Genomic DNA, 17417 nt, shown 5'->3' with positions numbered 1-17417 from the left:
TGTATGCTCAAAAATCATGCGGGATATGGGTGTAGTGCTTGCTCAGCCACTTATGCGGGTCTGAGTAGATGTCAAACGTCCCGAAATCGTTCGCCTTCTTGAAAATGGCGACGGGGGTTTCACTCCCAAAAATTATTGCATCCTTTTTGGATTTAAATCCCCTGAAGTATGTTGCCCCGATGTCGTCTATATGAGCCATTGCAATCCATGCCGGATTATTTCCATTCCAATCTTTGACCGGTTCACTATGGTCATAATAAACATGTAGATCATCGTTGAAGTAGATGCCTTTTCCATCGGCAAGCATCCTCACAATGCGACTTACAATTTCATTGAACTGGTAATCAAGCGGGCCATATCTCCGGTCGATATCGGTGTTAAGCGTGTATGCGTTGACCGCCAGACCATAAATTAGTTTCTGGTCAGCGTGGTCATTGAGCCAAGCACCAAATATCTTCACTTCTCCAGGGTCCATTCGATTGAGTGGCATTGTCGCGACCAAGCGTTTGGCTTCGGCCTCGATGGCTTCGGCCGCATTCTGAGGTGCAACGACCTTGTCAGTCCGTTGACCAAGGGCACCAGTTTCCGTATTTGCCCCCTGTTCATCGGTAGGGAGAGGTTCACCACCAGACGGCGGCGGATCGTCGTTAGGATCAGTTTCACCGTCCTGGTTCGCTTTGGGTTTCGGTCTTGCTGACGCATGTTCAGCATGGAACGCTAGCACCGCCTTAATCGTCTTTAACCGTGCCCCCTTTTCCGTCTTAACCATGGCTTTGAGCAATTCCACCAGGGAATGAGGCAGAGCTTTACCTTCCGCATAGGCGGGGATGGCTTGTGACCTGAAATGACGAATTCCCGCAGATATCACCGTCTCAATCAATTCTGCATCCGATTTTTTTACCTGGGTGGATGGTAGTGCCACTTCGGCTTCGGACTCGCAGTCCTTGTGGTCCGAACGGCCATCAGCAGGGACAGACTCGCCACCAGACGGCGGCGGATCGTCTTCGGTATCGCCATCATCGTCGGCAAGCTGCTCATCAGCAGACAAATGTTCCTCATGATCAGTGACATCCACGGTTTCGTCGTCTGCCGCCGTAAGGGCATCGTTACCATCATCAACAGCATCGACTTTCTCGCTGTCGTCATCATCGGGTTCGTCGATGCTATGGATCGCATCCTCGACCAAGACGCGGGCTTTGGTCTTTTCATCCTCTGACGCCAAACCAACCACGGCACGCTGGATGATCCGCCACTGCCGCTTGCTCAAGCTGATCACGGATTTCGACTTGGGTCGGGCAACCGACTTGACCTTGAACCGGTCAAGAATGTCGTTCACCCCCTTGTACTGGTCCCACCACGCCCCGAACCCATCTGGCTCGATTCCAGCCTTGGCCGCGATGCGAACAAGGTCAACGGCCTTGGCCAGCGTTGATGATGGGTATTCGGCCTTGGCCTCGGGCGAACCGTGCTTTTCGCAATAAAGTCGCTTGGTCATCTCAAGCAGGTACTTGACCGGTAGCCGCCACGGATCGTCGGCACAACGCTTATCAACCTTCACTTTGTTGATGTTCTTAAATGCGGCTGGGTCGATGTTTATCGCGGACCATGCAAACCGGAATATGCCTTCATACTTTGCCCTGGCATGTTCATTCCGAGTTTGAGCGACAGCCAAATCAGTTTCAAGCCACAGCTTAATAGCATCATCAGCTAATTTGAATAATCTCGGCTTGTTTATGCGTGGAGCATCTTCCTCAAACTCGCAACTGGTCACTGAGTGATCAGTTTCGCAGGTTGCATTCAAATCATTTGTCATGGCACGCTACCTTCAGTTGGCACGACAACCATTATCAGGCAAAAATAATGTTTTCAACCTTGTTTCATGAGTGGCGTTTATGGCAAACATTTATATAGTTCAAGAAATACAGACTTAATACACGCAAGAAAACATCCTAATTCATGTTTTTATAGGCGTCATCGCCGCCATGCCATCTGCGTAACGCATGTCAAAGAAGTTTTCGGTGCCTGAAAATATTTTTTCAAGCCACAACTACTTCCTCACTACACGCCGGACATATCGTTCAGGTTGCAAACCAAAAAGCCGACTACGATAGGTATAAAATTATATTCGTCGCCAACAGGCTGTTTTTGTATCAATCGATTTAATTATAACAATGTTTTTACATTGTCGCTTTTTGTTTGACGGACGTTTGAACGGCCACTTACCATGTGCTTACCGGCACATTTCCAAAATATGTTTGCCTGCAAAAATTGTGCGGCTAACTTGCGTAGATGGTGCCAATCAAAAATACCGGAGATTAGGGTGTGCGAATTTGATCTGCACGAAACGTTGATGCACACAATGATTGATGTCGGCGAAACCCCAATTCGAGTGAGAGCAGAAGATGGTGACATTGAGTTCAAGTGGTCTGGTGATCGGTTTGAAGTCATCAACCACCCATGGTCACCTGATGGCGATCAGCCTCCGGAACTGATCATTGCTCTCAAATGGTTGCTCATGAGCGAAGAGGAAAAGGCGATATGGGTCCAGATGGACCCTGATGGTGCTGCCGATTTCCAAGGGGACGTATGTGGTGGCATCGAGGTCTTAGAGGCTGGGGGCATCCTTTCCATGCCGATATCCGAAAGCTTCTGGGGGACCGTCCACTATCAGTGCCATACCTTAATGGAATGCTCATCACGCTAAACTGTCGCATCAGTTCTGGAGTAATATGTAATGATTGAAAATGCAGTTGGAATGATCATACCGATTAGCAACCTAATCGATGATGACGACGAATGCCGTGACGACATAATTAGCAAAGATTGTCGAATTTTATTCGTCGTCAACAACGATGAATGTTCATCGTTCGTTGGTCGAATCATCAGTGAAAGAGAAATGGTTGTGGAAACCGTGTTTCCTGCGGTTGACGCTGACGTCAAGGTTATGTTCGGCGGATTCCTGCTTGAGGAGCGGTAGGCGAAAATCGATGGGCAATGTGGCTGGCTGGGCCTGGATGGCTGTCACAAAACCCAGCCAGCCTGGGCATCGACACCGCAACTACGTCGTGCCCATAGTCGATCATTTCAACGAGAAACATTCTATGGGTCAATGTTCAGTTTCAGCGTGCTTGCAATTAGCGTCTATTTCGTCGTTGTTAGATGATGTGTATTGACGCAATGCAGTACGAACAAAACTTGATTCAAGCCGCTCGATCCGCAGAAAAAGTTTGTGCGAACGATTCAACAGTGATCGTAAATCATCAGAAATCACGGAATCATTACAATGCGATGTGTCCAAGCACACATCGTGCCCCGACAGCCTAAATTGTTTTTGCAACGCATATTCTGCGGAAATCTCGCCGTCATAAACTGCACGCTGGAACATCAACCACGACATAACTTGTGTCAGGCGGCTTGTTAGCCGAAAAGCCTCATTGGTTATCCGAAGCCCCTTAACACCATCGACTTTTTGCCGATCCCGCCATTCGGTCTCCATCATGAAGGTCCGTGCTTCATCAAGCAGAGCCATGGTTTCTTCAAATGGGCCACGAAAATAGGTAGTTGTCCGCATCGCCGCACCTCACGTCACCACCAAGACGGGCAAATCGTTCCTGATGGTAACATGCGAAGTTTTGGCGTCAAATGCCATTCAATACCAAATGTCATACGTCTGCCTTAGCGGCTGTATGCGGTCATTTTGTTGCCGTCACTGGAACGCTATGTCGCTGTCATAGGCAGAATGACCCCGGCGATAGGGATTAGAGTGATTGTCCTTGGTAGGACGGTCGCCTCTCCCCTATCGGGTCTCGTCGATTGATCCCTTTTTGCCTGGACATGCGTTTGCCGGGCAATGCACGTCAATCGCCTAATCAAGTACGGTTGGCAGGGTAAAGCGGAATGTCGCACCACTTCCAATTCCAGATTCAACCCAGATTCGGCCTCCGTGTCGGGTGACGATCCGCTTGCAAATTGCAAGGCCAACGCCACTCCCCGGATATTGATTCCCAGAGTGAAGGCGGCGGAAAATTTCGAAGATATCCTGAGTGGTATCGGCAATGCCGATGCCGTTATCGCTTACGGATATCCGCCAATTGCCGTCTTGCTTTTCAGAATCGATAGTGATCAGAGATGGGCGGTTAGCGTGACGGAACTTGATGGCATTGCCGATCAGATTTTGAAAAACCTGCATGATCTGCACGGAATCTCCCATTACCTCCGGCAAGTCACCAACCACAATTTCGGCACCGCTTTCCTGTATGGTTTCCTTTAAATTTTCAAGTGCTGCTGAGCATGTATCTCCCAAAGATATATTCGAGAATGAATTTCCTTTCACAGTAACTCTGGAAAACTCCAGAAGGTCTTTGATGAGCAGGTTCATTCGCTTTGCAGAATTAACTACAAACTGGAAATTCGTCTTCTCTTCCGGGAGCAGTTTATCGCCCAATTGCCGCTCAACAAGCTGGGTAAAGGAAACGATAGATCGTAGGGGTTCTTGGAGATCATGGGAGGCCACATAGGCAAACCGTTCCAATTCGGTATTGGAGGCGGTCAAACGATCAACCATCTCCTGCCGTTCAGCTTCCTGGCGTTGATGGCTGGCTTCCAAATCCATTCGATCCAAGGCAAATGAAATGTCTCCGGCCATTTCCAGCAGAAGTTCGATCAACTCTGGCGTGAAAAAGTCCGTCTCGTTGGAATACAGGGTCAATGTCCCGACAGTTTTCTTCTGGTTAGATAGCGGGAACGCCGCAGATGCCTGAAATCCAAATGAAGCCGCTCTTTGATGCCAAGGCGTTGTCATGTTCGACGCTGCAAAATCCTCGGTAACGCAGTACTCTCCAGACCGTATGCAACGTCCCGATGGGCCTTGACCATATGGACTTTCGGGGTCGGCGGATATTTTCAAACCATCCAAATATCCAAATCCGTCACCAGCCCAGGCTACGGGTGATATTTCCATAGTTGACTCATCAACAATACCAATCCAGGCCATTTTAAAATGACCGAAATCAACCGCGATCTTGACAATAGATTCGAAGAGTTCTTGGCGGGTATTGCACCTAATGATGCATTGGTTGGTGTGGCTGAGGGCCGCGTATACATCCGTCAAGTGGGCAATTTTGGCTTCAGCTTCATCCTGGCGGCGAATGTGGGCCTTTCCTCCCATCCAGGTTAGGGCAATTCCACACGTCACCAGCAACCAGATCAAACCGTGGTTGATTTCCAATCGCCTGATTTCTTGAGCAGCCCCCTGCTCGAACGGGGCCAATGCCACCGTAACGTCAATTCCCCCGCGTAGGTCACCAACTTGATATCCTTGATGCCCGTGGCACTTTAGACATCCTTCATCGATACGCATTGGGAGCATCAATCGAAGAGCCGACTTCCCATCTTCTTGCACATCCTCTGCCACCTCTGTTTCACCTTGACCCAGGCGGCTGAGGGCCTTTACCTCCCATTCATCAGGGGCATTATCAGGATTAAGTGGCTTCATACTGGTGATGCGGCCCTTGGCAACAAAGCCCGATTGCATCAATTGCCGGAGCATATAGGCCGGGTTCATCAAGGTCAGATGCTGTCCCGACGTGGTTACAACATCCCGGTCGGGGACATTCAAATACGGGTTTGGAGGGGTTCGCTCATCGGGTGGTACGTATACGCCGCCATGAGAGGTGGCCCAATGTCGGAAGCCAATATCAGTTTGAACATTGGCCCTGGCCTCATGAACCGCCAAATTATGAGCCTGACGCTTTTCATTCTGAACGCCAGTCCAGAATGAAAACACAACGGCCCCTGTCCACAGCACCGATGCTCCCAGAATGAGCTTCCGAAATGCAGAAAGCGATATTGACGCTGATGAACGCACATTGGAGGTCATGTTAACGTTCTCCAACGCTCTAACAGGCAACACCGTGGTCGCCCAAGCGACTTTAGGTTAGCACGCATGCTATTCGAAGGTATAGGGGGCTTGGTCTGCACTTCCAACGCGGAAATTCTCTCGGGGGCGGTGAAGGGTAATGTTTCGTTTCGTGAATGAGATGCGGCCACTGTTCATAAGCCGCCGCAACAAGCGGGAAATCACTTCCGGTCCACTTCCGACCATGGCCGAAAAATCGCTCCAAGCCATCGGGAGGGTGAGGTGCAGATCGCCATTAGCATCTTGATCCCCCAGTTCTTCCGCCAACATCGCAAGGGTATCCAGCACTCGATCTTGTAAAGAGACGCTGCACAGCCGGAAGATGGCATCTTCATTTTCCAGGATTTCCGCCGCACTCAATTTAATCAGTGCCGCACTGACGGATGGATCATCCTTGATTGCTGCTGCTAAGCGATCCATCGGAATGAAGCAGGCGGTGATGTCGGTGAGTGCCCGAGCGGTCGTGGTATGAAGACCATCTCGAAGAAGGCTGGAGCAGGGAAAGAAAGCACCCGGCTGGAGTATTTTGAAGATAACCAGATTCCCGTTTTCACTGACCCGCTCCAGGGCAACCAGACCATTTGAAAGGCTAAATGCACCAGAAATCTGATCGCCTGCGTGGAAGAGGTTTCCTCCCTTTGAAACCGTGACTCTGGATGATAATCGGTGAAACGGGCAGCCTTCCCAGAAAATCTCTCGAAATGGCACGCGATGCCGCGATGACCACGCGTTACATCCGCCGCATTTCTTCAGCAGACCCATGATGCATTTCCAATCCGGGTAGTGACGCATTCAGTTTCAGTGGTTATGGGCGAGCGAGTCAATTCGGACATTTCGAATGAATGTTTGCGGAGATAGGGTTGTTACCCGATAGCCCTGTTTGGCGAAGGCATGATTGAATTCGTAGTGGCTTCCCTCCCAAGGACGAACAGCCACGACCTGGATGAATGAACCTCCCGAATTTTCTTCCTGGTCGAGAAAGGACGGCGGTTGCTGATTAAACAACCGCCGTCTTTCTCGTGATCGCCAAGTAGCAAGCTGGCACTGCCAATAGGGCATTATCGAGAAACATAAATCGAACGCTTAAAATCAAAAGCCACAATGCCACAATTTAAATGTGGGCAATTGCATCTGAGGATTTTTACGATTTGTAACCGAAAATTTGTCTAAAAACAGTGATTTTGTTTATTTATCAATGCAAATGAAATTACTTGTGACGATCACCGCTCTCGGATTCCAAGTGATTGACCTACAGGCCGTGAGGCTATAATACTTTTGATAGAAATACCGATGCCTACTCCTGCCGTGGCCGGAAACTGAGATGACTGGTAATCGTCGAGATCAACATTCTGAAATCGGCGACCTTGGTCACCTGCTGGTGCTTGCCAACTCCCCAGAATGCCAGCACATCATCCAGTCGATCATCGATCACCTTCCGTGCGGCGTAACGCTGTTCGATCAGAACCTTGAAATGATCGCCTGCAACGGCCTGTTCAGACGGCTGCTGGATTTCCCTGACCAATTGTTTGAAGGCAGCCTGCCCTCCATGAAATCCCTGGCCATGTTCAACGCACGACGCGGTGAATACGGTCCAGGTGACCCAGAGGAACTTGCGGGACAGGTTGTCCAGAGAGCCATGGTGATGAAGCCACACCAATTCGAGCGTGTTCGGCCTGATGGAACCATTCTGGAAATTTCAGGCCAGCCACTTCCGGGCGGTGGATTCATCACGCTGTACACGGACATCACTGAACGACGTGAAGCCGAGGAAACCCTTCGTGACAAGGAGGGGCTGCTGCGGCTGATTTTCGACAATTCCAGTGTGGCCATTTTTACCATCGATTCCAGTGGCCGGATTGGTGCGGCCAACCAACGGATGGCGGAAATGTTCATGATGCCATTGGAATCGCTGATTGGCATGGAATACGTTGATCTGGTTGATCCCGTAGAGCAGGAAACAGCCCGAAAGAACATGGCGGATCATCTGCTCCAGGACAGGCCCGACGTCAACTTGGAGCGGCATTATTGGCGGTCGAATGGTACCGCATTTTGGGGGCAACTGACCGCCAGTCATATGCCTGCTTATAGGGATGGTCGTGCCGGTCTGGTGTGCGTCGTTTCAGACATCACTGAACGCAAAATCGCGGAACAGCATCTGGCCGAACGCAGCCACGAACTCGAAATTTTGAACCTGGAACTGACCAAAGCTGTTGAGGCACTCGCCGCATCGAATGCCGAACTTGTTGCCGCCCGAGAAGAACTGGAGCAATTGGCTCAGCATGACAATCTGACGGGCACATGGAGCCGTCGTAGGATTGAGGAATCAGCCCAGCAGGAAATGCTCCGTAAGACACGATATGGACACCCTGTTTCGCTGATTTTCATCGATCTCGACCACTTCAAGAAGGTCAATGACGGCCACGGCCATGCCGCTGGAGATGAAGTTCTGAAGACATTTTGCGACATCGCCCAAAAATGTATGCGTTCCACAGATCTACTCGGACGTTGGGGCGGTGAGGAATTCGTGATCGTCACCCCGAACAGTGGTCTTATGATCGCAATCCTGCTTGCAGAACGAATTCGTAAGGCAATCATGGCTTACGAATTTCAAGGCATCGGGCACGTTACCGCCAGTTTCGGAGTCGCTGAATACCGGGAGGAGGAAACCTGGGAATCCTGGCTATGCCGTTCAGATGCAGCCCTTTATGCGGCCAAAGAAGGTGGGCGTAATCGGGTTATTACGGATGCTTGCGGGGCTGATGAGGCTGACGAAGCTGAACTTCTTGATCTTGCTTTCCTCCGTCTGGTCTGGAGGAGCACCTACGAGTCCGGCCATGCTTTGCTCGACACGCAGCACCGAAATCTATTCGAACACGCAAATAATTTGCTGACAGCAGTCATCGGAGAGCGACCAACCGATGAGGTGGCACCTCAGATCGAAGCACTTGTTGCGGACCTTCTGGATCATTTCCGGGATGAAGAAGCAGTTTTCCGCTCGATAGGATATTCCGGTGCTGATGAACATGCCCAAACCCACAAGGGGCTGATCGACCGTGCCGGGGAATTGGTGGCTAATTTCACATCCGGTGAACTGGCCCTGGGCGACCTGTTCAATTTCCTGGCCTATGACGTGGTGGCAAAACACATGCTGTCCGAAGATCGAAAGTTCTTTGGACAAATTCAGGCGGTTCGCGATACAGCGGGCTAATCGCAGACATTCATTTTGGGCGACAATGGCGATATTCAGACGAAAAACTCCCCCCATCCAAGTCGGGGATCGGTACATGAAGGCCAACGACCAGACCCGGAAAGTCTGGGAGGTATCCCGACTTTGGACGGCCGTTGATGGTGTTCCGCATGCCCGGATGGTGAACCGGCACGAGACGATTATGGTGTCGATTCGCACCCTGGAAGACCCGGAGTACTTTGCGGCTGTGCCTGTGATTCGGAACGAGCCGTAAAGCAGGTCGGCGGTGGCGAACTGGCGAGAACTCCACCGCCGAATCGTGCTGGATAGATCAGGTTTACGGGAATGAACTATCCAGATGTGGCCGCATTGGGGGGATGCCACAGAAAAAAGATTATCGTATTCGGCTTATGCCATCAAGGCGGACAAGATGAACGCAATTCCGACCACGGACACCACTTCGGTCACGGTATCAGCGATCCACATCACTCATCTCATGAATGCAGGAAAGCTGCGTGCCTTGGCTGATGTTGAAGTCGTCTTCGATGGTGTCGTGATGGTCATTCAAGGTGTCCAGGTTCGAGCGGATGGCAAAAGCACCAAGGTATCCTTGCCGAAATATCGGGCACCAGATGGCTCATGGAAAGCCGCAATTATTCTGCCTGATGAGATCAAGGATGCCATTTCGGACACGGTGATTGCTGCGGGATTGGAGGCAGGAATCCTCCGGGTGAAGGAGGAGTCCGTTGGGGATCGGTGCACAATGGAAGGTGCTAAATCTCCGGACTATTTTGCTTGAGGTTGATGAAAGATATAAATCTTTGGTAGCATTTGATCGGCGTGAAGGCGGAGGACGGCCATGATTGTTGCAAACACAGGCTGGCCTGATCTCGAACTCCTAAAAGCTGCCCCGATTCTGATCTGGCGTGCTGGTCTTGATGCCAAATGCAATTGGTTCAACCCCGCTTGGCTCGCCTATACCGGCAGAACAATGGAGCAGGAGATGGGGAATGGATGGGCGGAAGGCGTCCATCCCGATGATTTTGATCGCTGTTTGAAAATCTATCTTGAAGCCTTCGCACTTCGTCAGCCGTTCGACATGGAATACCGCATCAAGCGTGCCTGTGGCGAATACGGTTGGATCGTAGATTACGGAATCCCTATTCAAAACCAGTCCGGCGAATTTCTCGGGTATGTCGGCTATTGTTTTGATGTCTCTGTCAGACGGGAGAGCGAAGAAAAACTGGGAATTGCCTGTAAGGACTTGGCGGCATCCAACGCCGAACTTGAGCAATTTGCTTACGTCGCATCCCATGATCTCCGTGAGCCGCTCCGTATGATCGGGAGCTATGTTGACCTAATTGAACGCCGCTACGGACATCACTTCGACGCAGATGGGCATGAATTTATCGGCTTCGTCCGCGACGGTGCCCGGCGAATGGATGCTATGGTTCTGGACCTGCTTGCCTTCTCCAGAATTGATCGACAGGGAGAACCACTGGTTCCGATGCGGATCGGTGATGCCATTTCCCATGCCGTAAAGAATCTCGGGGCAGCCATTGCCGAGTGTGATGCACACGTGGTCGTCGATGTGGATACATCACTCATGGTGGTTGGGGATGTTTACCAGTTAGATCGGCTTTTCCAAAACCTGATTGGGAATGCCATCAAATATCGAAAAAAGGGGATAAGACCCCACATCGCCGTCGCTGCTCGTCTCGATGATGGTAAGGCGACCTTCTCTGTTCAAGATAATGGTATCGGGATCGCACCAGAATACTTCGACCGAATTTTTCTGCTTTTCAAGCGACTTCATACCCGAGAGGTATACGAGGGAACAGGGATCGGTCTTTCTGTCTGCAAGAAGATTGTCGAGCGGCACGGGGGCGAGATTTGGGTCGAGCAATCACCTTCAGGCGGCTCGACTTTCCTGTTTACCTTGCCGACGCCTGAGTGAATCCGTTTGATAAATGATGGCTGTTAGTCATTCCGTTTTTGTTTGGTAGGGAGGGGCACATGAACAAGTCCGAATTGATCGCCGCCGTCGCCGATGGTGCCAACATGACCAAGGCCGACGCGGCAAGTGCCATTGATGCTGTTTTCGCAGCCATCACCGCCGCCATGAAATCGGGTGATGATGTACGTCTGGTTGGCTTTGGAACCTTCTCGGTTTCTGCCCGTCCTGCCCGTCAAGGCAGGAATCCGCAAACTGGCAAGACCCTCACCATCGCGGCCAGCAAGTCTGCCAAATTCACCGCCGGAAAGAGCCTCAAGGACACCATCAATGGCCGATGACATCAAGGCTCTGACCACCAAGATTGTTGCCGCCTACTTGGGCAGCAACACCTTGGCGGTCACAGAAATTCCGAACCTGATCAAGTCCGTTTATTCGTCTTTGAAAGCAACCATCACACCGGTTGCAGCACCGACTGAAAGCCAGAAGCCTGCCGTATCGATTAAAAGGTCGGTAACGGAGGAATCTGTGATCTGCCTTGAATGTGGAAGTCATCAAAAATTGATGAAGCGTCACCTGAATCGGGGGCATGGATTATCCATAGAGGGATACCGCATGAAGTGGGATTTGCCTGCTGATTATCCCATGGTTGCTCCAAACTATGCTGCTCACCGATCAAGAATGGCCGTAAAATTTGGGCTTGGAATTTCTCGACATAAACCAAAATCAGAAACGATTCCCGATGCCAGTAGCGACACGGGCGTCGCTCATGACGCGGCTCCTGCTCATGTTTATCCGACATCAAGATGGGCGAAGCCATCCTCGTAAGGAAAAGACCACCATGCCGCCACGTAAGAGTTCCAAACCCGCAACCGCCCCCGAGCCTGCCAAGGTCGCCAAGAAGGCTGGTCGGTCCACCAGAGGACGCTTGGACGACGGCAGTGCCAATCCCATCGATGTCCATGTTGGTGCCCGCATTCGGCTTCGCCGGACCCTGCTTGGAATGAGCCAGGAGAAGCTTGGAGAATGCCTGGGGCTGACCTTCCAGCAGGTCCAGAAGTACGAACGTGGAGCCAATCGGGTCGGAGCATCCAGGCTGTTCGATCTATCCCGTGTTCTGGATGTCCGGGTTGGCTACTTTTTTGAGGAAATCTCTTCGACTGCCCAGGCAGCATCGCCGGTCGAGGTGATCCGGGGCAATGTCACCAAGGCAATCGATGTCGCTGACGACAATCCCATGACAAAGCGGGAAACCCTCGAATTGGTACGGGCCTATTTCAGCATCAGTGACCCCAAGGTCCGGGATCAGGTTCTGTCGATGGCGAAGGCTTTGGGTGGTGCCAATTAGTATGGTTAGATTATTACACGGGAAAAACTATTTTTTCGATCTCTTGCTTTAAATGGCTTACGGGTATCCCCTTCTTATAGCGTTCATCCGCCGACTTAGACATAGACCAACCTCCCAAGGTCTTTAACATTGAGTCTTCCATGACTTGTTCAGCCCGCTGGGCGAAATTATGCCGAAATGAATGCAATGTATGCTGTGGCGATTTGACCGGGGCCAAGATTTCATCAATCTGACTTGCCAGAGATGTTAGATAGTTTCCGCTCTTAATTTTTGTCGCATCAAATATCTTCGACTTCCCCCCTGCCCTTCTGGACTCCACGTAATCAAGAAACCCACGCTCAATTGCCCGAGAGTGTATCGGGACAAATCGCGGCTTCTTATTTTTCACAGTCTTTGACAAGGCTATAAGATGCGACACCCGAATGCTTGGAGACACATTGAAGCACCACACCCCATCCTCTTGAACAACATCAGTTACATCAAGTTGTGCCAGTTCGTTTCCACGCATCCCATGATACAATGCGAGATACGGCAACCAGCCAATCCCATCAAAGTTATATTTACAGTTAAATAGCTTGACCAACATTTCGTCTGGAAAAGCCTCCCGGATTGATTGATACCCACTGTCATTCAACTTAATTCTTTCAGCAGGATTCAACGGAACCCAACCATTCACCCTAAAAAACTCAAAAACCGTCCCCATGTTTGTTAGATATTTGTTTATTGTTGAAATTTTCAAAACACCAAGGCCCTGAATAGCATCAAGCAAGTCATCCTCACCGATTTCATCTTTCTCAGATTCGGACCTTATCTCATCAACCTCCCTCCTAATAATTTTTGAAATATCTTCATATGTCATCCCAAAAAATGCTGGATTCTCTTTTGCATTTGCTGGCAAATAACGGATTATCTCACGGACTCTAATGATATCATCGCGGTTGATGTAGGCGACATTTGTATTGCCCCCGAGAGTCTCCAAAATAACGTCGCATATTGTGCTATAATTTGTGATATTCGACGTTGCCAATTCTTGCCGCTCAGGATTGCTTTTAAATTTTTCAATTGCGTCTTTAAGAGAGACGATTTTGGCAAGTGGGGCAGCCCTATCGGGGTTTGAATCAATAAAATTGCCAGCCGCAATGATGGCGGGATTAAAGTTTAAACTAACCATCATCTCCCGCACCGCCGAACGGGCCGCAGCAATGGCAAGATCGTGGAACTTATTACGTAGCTGAGGAGAAAGTTCAACGTATTGGGTTGCTTCGAAATTAGCGATCAAGTCATCAACCGTGCCGCCAATTTTACCGGTTTTAAATTGTATCGAAAGCCCACCCAAGATGTCGTCAACCCCCATCTCGGAAACTCGACGCCTTGGTGGCTTGGTTCTTTTCCATGCCTCCTCAATGGCCTTTTCGATGGTTAGATGAATGCCCGTATAACCGAGCAATGCACGAGATTGTTCGCTGGTACTAAATGACTTTCGAACCCGTCGACCGAGGAGCCTCCCCTCAAACTCCACCAGCCCGCGTATCTTTTGGTCAAAATCTCTCTCGTAATGATATACGCCTCGAATTTTGACCAGATAAGGTATTTTTCCTTGGCGGATTCCAGAGGCCACAGCACTTTCCCCCACGTTTCCCCCCACACTATCCCCCAATAATTGGCGTATATCAAGGAATTCAATGGGTTGGTTTAGCCGCAGCTTTCCTCCCTAAACTCAAGCCGCTGGGGCAACCCAGCGGCTTTTTTTTCACGTTTGAGGACTGGGCGGGGTAACGCCAACTCTGGTATATATCTTTAGAGTTAATTTTCTTTGGTCTTCACGATCAAGGGCTCCTTTTGACGATGGTTTGTCCCAGCGATCCCAAACGAAAAGCCCTCAGCCCCCTGGGCCGGCGGATCGTCATCTATACCGTAGTCTTCAGTTCGGTGGTCACCCTGATCATCAGCATTCTTCAGCTGGTCAACGAGTTCACCCAGCGGGAATCCATGGTGCGGGCGCAGTTGGACAGCGTCGATGTCTTGTTGCCCTCCATCGCCGAAAGCGTCTGGACCTTCAACGAGTCCCAGATCAGCTTGGCATTGCAGGCCCTGACCAGCATGCCGAACATGGAGAAGGCGACCATCACCACCGCGGAAGGTCGGATATGGTCCCGAGGCCGGGAGACCTCCACCCACACCATCGCCAGGACGTTCACGCTGGAGCGCCAGACCAGCAGGGGGCGGGAAGCCCTTGGCACGCTGGACCTTCTCGCGGGCACGGATGCCGTCTATCTGGCGGTACTCACCCTGACGGCGGAAATTCTGTTCGGAAACGCCATCAAGACTCTCATGGTGGCGGGTTTCATGGGCTGGCTGATTCACAGGCTGGTCATCAGCCGCCTGCCCCCGCTCAAGCGGGAAGTGGAAGCCTTGCTGGACGGCCTTGACCCGCCCATCGGCGGCGGGCCGGCGGAGACGGCCGCCAACCGCCCTTCCGGGGACGAAATCGACATCCTGCGAGGCAGCTTCGCCTGCATGGCGGCGCGGTTGAACGACGCCCTCGGCACCATGCGGAAGGCCAAGGACGAACTGCACCAGGCCAACCAGGCGCTGGACTCCCGCGTGCGGGACAAGACCGCCCAGTTGGAGGAAAGCAAGAAGGTCGCCGAAGAGGCCGCCGAGGCCGCCCTGCGTGCCATGGGGGAGCAACGCAACTTCCTCTCCATGGTCTCCCACGAGTTCCGGGGGCCTCTTTCCACCATCACCGGGGCGGCCCAGTTGATCGCCATATATGGCGGCGGGCATTCCGAGCTGGCCGACGAGGTCGCCAAGATCCATCGCGCCCTGGGCCGGATGTCGAACCTGATCAACGAATACCTCAACGAGGAGCGCCTGGACTCGGCGGCAAGCCCTCTGGACGCGGCGCGCTTCGACCTGGGCGGGATGGTCGAGGACGCCTGCGCGTCCGGCCTGTTCTCGACCAACGATCGGCCCCTGGACGTCTCGACCGAACCCGGAGTGTTCGTGTTCGGCGACAGCGCCCTGATGTCCATCGCCGTTTCAAACATCGCCGACAACGCGCTGAAATTCTCGCCCGCCGACAGTCCGGTCACGGTCACCCTGAGGCGACGGGACGGCTTTGCCGCCGTGACGGTTCGCGACCATGGTCCGGGAATTCCTCCCGACGAACAGGAGCGGATCTTCGAGAAGTACTACCGTTCGATCCGGACCGACCGGGTCTGTGGCGTCGGCCTCGGGCTGTATCTGGTCAAGCGGATCGTCGACCTGCATGGCGGCACCATCGCCATCGACAGCCCGCCCTCCGGCGGCACGGCCTTTACCGTGAGCCTGCCCCTGGCCTGAGCGGCTCTCCCCCCGAATCAGGGAATCTCGGAATCCGAGGCCGAGAGCATCGGCGGGGCCTTGGCGCCGTCGGGCAGAGGCCGGTCGTCGCCGCCCAAGGTACGGTGCATGATCACCACATCGACCCAGCGGCCGAATTTCAGCCCGACCCCGCGCAGCACCCCCTCCTGGCCGAACCCCATGGCGCGATGGACGCCGATAGAGCCCTGGTTGGCGGAATCACCGATCACGGCGATCATCTGGCGATAGCCCAGCGCGGTGCACCGGTCGATCAGGGCGGCCAGCAGGGTGCGGCCGATCCCCCGGCGCGCCACGAAGGGCGCCACATAGATGGAATCCTCCACCGTATAGCGATAGGCCGACCTTTGGCGGAACGGCCCGGCATAGGTGTAGCCCAGCACCTCGCCCTCCTCCACCGCCACCAGGAACGGCAGTCCGCGCCCCGTGATCGCCGCGCGACGCGCCTTCATCTCCTCGACGGAGGGGACCTCCTCCTCGAACGAGGCGGCGGAACGCGACACATAGAAGGCGTAGATGGACTGCACCGCCGCCATGTCGTCATCGGTGGCGTCGCGGATCTGGACCGCCAGGGGCGTGGTGGGACGGCTCATGGGCGGCCGAACTCCGCCGCCGCTGCGGCCAGGGCCGCGGCGACCTTCTGAAGATCGGCCTGGACCTTGGCGAAGTCCCGGCCGTGGCAATGCTGGCCCTCGTCCATGTACAGGGCCCGGTTGATCTCGATCTGCAAGGCATGGCTCCCCTGGCGCGGCTGGCCGTAATGCCGGGTGGTGAAGCCTCCGGCGTAGGGGGCGTTGCGTACCACGCGATAGCCAAGATGGGTGAAGGCATCCTCCGCCACCTGGGTGAACAGGGGCGAACAGGCGGCGGAAAAGCAGTCGCCCAAAACCACGTCAACCCGGCTTAAGCCCGAATCCCGGTCCATGGGACCGCCCACCGAGGGCATGGAATGGCAGTCCACCAGCAACGACCAGCCAAAGGCCTTGCGGGTGGCGTCGACCAGATCCTTCAGCCGGCGATGATAGGGCCGGTAACAGCGGGAGATGCGGTGCTCGACCTCGCTCACCGGCAGCCGCCCGGCATAGATCTCCGCCCCGCTGGCGACCACCCGGGCAATGGTCCCCAGCCCGGCCAGGACGCGGGGAGAGCGGGTATTGGCATGCTCGGGCAGGTCGCCCGAAAACATGGCGGGGTCCAACTCATAAGGCTCGCGATTGGGATCGCAATAGGCCCGGGGGAACAAGGCGGCGATCAGCGGCGCCCCCAGTTCGACCACGCCGGAATACAGCTCGTCCACGAAGCTGTCCTCGGACCGGCGCAGCATGCGGGGATCAAGACGGGACGCCGCCACGAAGTCGGCGGGATAATCCCGTCCGGAATGGGGCGAGGCGAAGACGAGCGGCACCGACTGCCGGGGCGGCTCGGCCACCCTCAGCACGGCGGCATCGTCGTTCGTGGTCTCTGCGGGCATCATCTTGGCGGGCATGGCTTCCATGGTCTGCCCTTCCTTCTTAGCAAATCGCCCGGCCCGTGTCATACCCCGCTCCGGGAAATCGGCGACTTTCTGCCTCGTGCATTTTCTATAGTGCGGACATTTCAGAAGGGCTTGCAATGGCCGACAAACGACGCTAAAAGAACGTCCCTCGGC

Annotated in this window: 17 protein-coding genes; 10 read left to right on the top strand and 7 right to left on the bottom strand. The window is 53.2% G+C overall.

The genetic code is table 11. The annotated features are described in order from the left end of the window. Positions 1 to 7: 7 nt before the first annotated feature. Positions 8 to 1813 (bottom strand): hypothetical protein, encoded by a 1806-nt coding sequence (locus tag AMB_RS11070; RefSeq protein ID WP_043744240.1) that lies wholly within the window; start codon positions 1811 to 1813, stop codon positions 8 to 10. A gap of 507 nt (positions 1814 to 2320) precedes the next feature. Here AMB_RS11070 and AMB_RS11065 point away from each other — a divergent pair. Further along, the gene (locus tag AMB_RS11065) at positions 2321 to 2704 is read left to right on the top strand and encodes a hypothetical protein (protein ID WP_043744239.1); all 384 of its coding nucleotides are present in this window, start codon (positions 2321 to 2323) and stop codon (positions 2702 to 2704) included. A 30-nt stretch (positions 2705 to 2734) separates the two neighbouring features. Further along, entirely contained in the window at positions 2735 to 2977 is a 243-nt protein-coding gene (locus AMB_RS11060) for a hypothetical protein (RefSeq protein WP_231849051.1), read from the top strand. A 129-nt stretch (positions 2978 to 3106) separates the two neighbouring features. Here AMB_RS11060 and AMB_RS24485 read toward each other — a convergent pair whose 3' ends face one another. The 3 genes from AMB_RS24485 to AMB_RS11050 all read right to left on the bottom strand — a co-directional run bounded on the left by AMB_RS24485 (position 3107) and on the right by AMB_RS11050 (position 6679). Continuing rightward, positions 3107 to 3529, bottom strand: a complete 423-nt coding sequence (locus tag AMB_RS24485) for a DUF1465 family protein (protein ID WP_231849050.1) — start codon at positions 3527 to 3529, stop codon at positions 3107 to 3109. Positions 3530 to 3865: 336 nt separating this feature from the next. Further along, the gene (locus tag AMB_RS11055) at positions 3866 to 5878 is read right to left on the bottom strand and encodes an ATP-binding protein (RefSeq protein WP_083763506.1); all 2013 of its coding nucleotides are present in this window, start codon (positions 5876 to 5878) and stop codon (positions 3866 to 3868) included. Between the two features lie 69 nt (positions 5879 to 5947). Continuing rightward, positions 5948 to 6679 carry a Crp/Fnr family transcriptional regulator gene (locus AMB_RS11050; protein WP_050750812.1) on the bottom strand — a complete coding sequence of 244 codons (732 nt, stop codon included), beginning with the start codon at positions 6677 to 6679 and terminating at the stop codon, positions 5948 to 5950. Between the two features lie 559 nt (positions 6680 to 7238). Between AMB_RS11050 and AMB_RS23425 the strand changes: the two genes are divergently transcribed. The 7 genes from AMB_RS23425 to AMB_RS11015 all read left to right on the top strand — a co-directional run bounded on the left by AMB_RS23425 (position 7239) and on the right by AMB_RS11015 (position 12406). Continuing rightward, positions 7239 to 9125: a diguanylate cyclase gene (locus tag AMB_RS23425; RefSeq protein WP_231849049.1), complete on the top strand. Its 1887-nt coding sequence runs from the start codon at positions 7239 to 7241 to the stop codon at positions 9123 to 9125. A 76-nt stretch (positions 9126 to 9201) separates the two neighbouring features. Then, a complete protein-coding gene (locus AMB_RS11035) occupies positions 9202 to 9378 on the top strand; it encodes a hypothetical protein (protein WP_231849048.1) in 177 nt (58 codons plus the stop codon). A gap of 156 nt (positions 9379 to 9534) precedes the next feature. Continuing rightward, positions 9535 to 9903 (top strand): hypothetical protein, encoded by a 369-nt coding sequence (locus tag AMB_RS25230; RefSeq protein ID WP_043746553.1) that lies wholly within the window; start codon positions 9535 to 9537, stop codon positions 9901 to 9903. A 60-nt stretch (positions 9904 to 9963) separates the two neighbouring features. Then, positions 9964 to 11061 (top strand): sensor histidine kinase, encoded by a 1098-nt coding sequence (locus AMB_RS11025; RefSeq protein WP_083763504.1) that lies wholly within the window; start codon positions 9964 to 9966, stop codon positions 11059 to 11061. A 59-nt stretch (positions 11062 to 11120) separates the two neighbouring features. After that, a complete protein-coding gene (locus AMB_RS11020; RefSeq protein WP_011384580.1) occupies positions 11121 to 11399 on the top strand; it encodes an HU family DNA-binding protein in 279 nt (92 codons plus the stop codon). Further along, the gene (locus AMB_RS24480) at positions 11389 to 11886 is read left to right on the top strand and encodes a MucR family transcriptional regulator (protein WP_083763503.1); all 498 of its coding nucleotides are present in this window, start codon (positions 11389 to 11391) and stop codon (positions 11884 to 11886) included. The genes AMB_RS11020 and AMB_RS24480 overlap by 11 nt, the downstream gene beginning before the upstream one ends. A 13-nt stretch (positions 11887 to 11899) precedes the next feature. Next, on the top strand, positions 11900 to 12406 hold the full coding sequence (locus AMB_RS11015) for a helix-turn-helix domain-containing protein (protein ID WP_231849047.1): 507 nt from the start codon (positions 11900 to 11902) through the stop codon (positions 12404 to 12406). Between the two features lie 13 nt (positions 12407 to 12419). On the opposite strand, the gene AMB_RS24475 is transcribed toward AMB_RS11015, so the two are convergent. Further along, a complete protein-coding gene (locus AMB_RS24475; RefSeq protein ID WP_148207389.1) occupies positions 12420 to 14024 on the bottom strand; it encodes a tyrosine-type recombinase/integrase in 1605 nt (534 codons plus the stop codon). 227 nt (positions 14025 to 14251) lie between these two features. Between AMB_RS24475 and AMB_RS11010 the strand changes: the two genes are divergently transcribed. Next, positions 14252 to 15751, top strand: a complete 1500-nt coding sequence (locus tag AMB_RS11010; protein WP_011384578.1) for a sensor histidine kinase — start codon at positions 14252 to 14254, stop codon at positions 15749 to 15751. 17 nt (positions 15752 to 15768) lie between these two features. Here AMB_RS11010 and AMB_RS11005 read toward each other — a convergent pair whose 3' ends face one another. Further along, positions 15769 to 16362 (bottom strand): GNAT family N-acetyltransferase, encoded by a 594-nt coding sequence (locus AMB_RS11005; RefSeq protein ID WP_011384577.1) that lies wholly within the window; start codon positions 16360 to 16362, stop codon positions 15769 to 15771. Further along, positions 16359 to 17264: an N-formylglutamate amidohydrolase gene (locus tag AMB_RS11000; protein ID WP_197531990.1), complete on the bottom strand. Its 906-nt coding sequence runs from the start codon at positions 17262 to 17264 to the stop codon at positions 16359 to 16361. The genes AMB_RS11005 and AMB_RS11000 overlap by 4 nt, the downstream gene beginning before the upstream one ends. Between the last annotated feature and the right edge of the window lie 153 nt (positions 17265 to 17417).

The sequence above is a fragment of the Paramagnetospirillum magneticum AMB-1 genome (genome assembly GCF_000009985.1).
In the GTDB taxonomy this organism is placed as follows: Bacteria; Pseudomonadota; Alphaproteobacteria; order Rhodospirillales; family Magnetospirillaceae; genus Phaeospirillum; species Phaeospirillum magneticum.
Note: the sequence above shows the minus strand (reverse complement) of the source record. Positions and strands in the feature narration are given on the sequence as shown.

Bases quoted from the DNA above. Each gene is read 5' to 3' on its own strand.
- AMB_RS11070 (WP_043744240.1), bottom strand. From the start codon at position 1,813: ATGACAAATGATTTGAATGCAACCTGCGAAACTGATCACTCAGTGACC.
- AMB_RS11060 (WP_231849051.1), top strand. From the start codon at position 2,735: ATGATTGAAAATGCAGTTGGAATGATCATACCGATTAGCAACCTAATC.
- AMB_RS24485 (WP_231849050.1), bottom strand. From the start codon at position 3,529: ATGGCTCTGCTTGATGAAGCACGGACCTTCATGATGGAGACCGAATGG.
- AMB_RS11055 (WP_083763506.1), bottom strand. From the start codon at position 5,878: ATGACCTCCAATGTGCGTTCATCAGCGTCAATATCGCTTTCTGCATTT.
- AMB_RS11050 (WP_050750812.1), bottom strand. From the start codon at position 6,679: ATGGGTCTGCTGAAGAAATGCGGCGGATGTAACGCGTGGTCATCGCGG.
- AMB_RS23425 (WP_231849049.1), top strand. From the start codon at position 7,239: ATGACTGGTAATCGTCGAGATCAACATTCTGAAATCGGCGACCTTGGT.
- AMB_RS11035 (WP_231849048.1), top strand. From the start codon at position 9,202: ATGAAGGCCAACGACCAGACCCGGAAAGTCTGGGAGGTATCCCGACTT.
- AMB_RS25230 (WP_043746553.1), top strand. From the start codon at position 9,535: ATGAACGCAATTCCGACCACGGACACCACTTCGGTCACGGTATCAGCG.
- AMB_RS11025 (WP_083763504.1), top strand. From the start codon at position 9,964: ATGATTGTTGCAAACACAGGCTGGCCTGATCTCGAACTCCTAAAAGCT.
- AMB_RS11020 (WP_011384580.1), top strand. From the start codon at position 11,121: ATGAACAAGTCCGAATTGATCGCCGCCGTCGCCGATGGTGCCAACATG.
- AMB_RS24480 (WP_083763503.1), top strand. From the start codon at position 11,389: ATGGCCGATGACATCAAGGCTCTGACCACCAAGATTGTTGCCGCCTAC.
- AMB_RS11015 (WP_231849047.1), top strand. From the start codon at position 11,900: ATGCCGCCACGTAAGAGTTCCAAACCCGCAACCGCCCCCGAGCCTGCC.
- AMB_RS11010 (WP_011384578.1), top strand. From the start codon at position 14,252: ATGGTTTGTCCCAGCGATCCCAAACGAAAAGCCCTCAGCCCCCTGGGC.
- AMB_RS11005 (WP_011384577.1), bottom strand. From the start codon at position 16,362: ATGAGCCGTCCCACCACGCCCCTGGCGGTCCAGATCCGCGACGCCACC.
- AMB_RS11000 (WP_197531990.1), bottom strand. From the start codon at position 17,264: ATGGAAGCCATGCCCGCCAAGATGATGCCCGCAGAGACCACGAACGAC.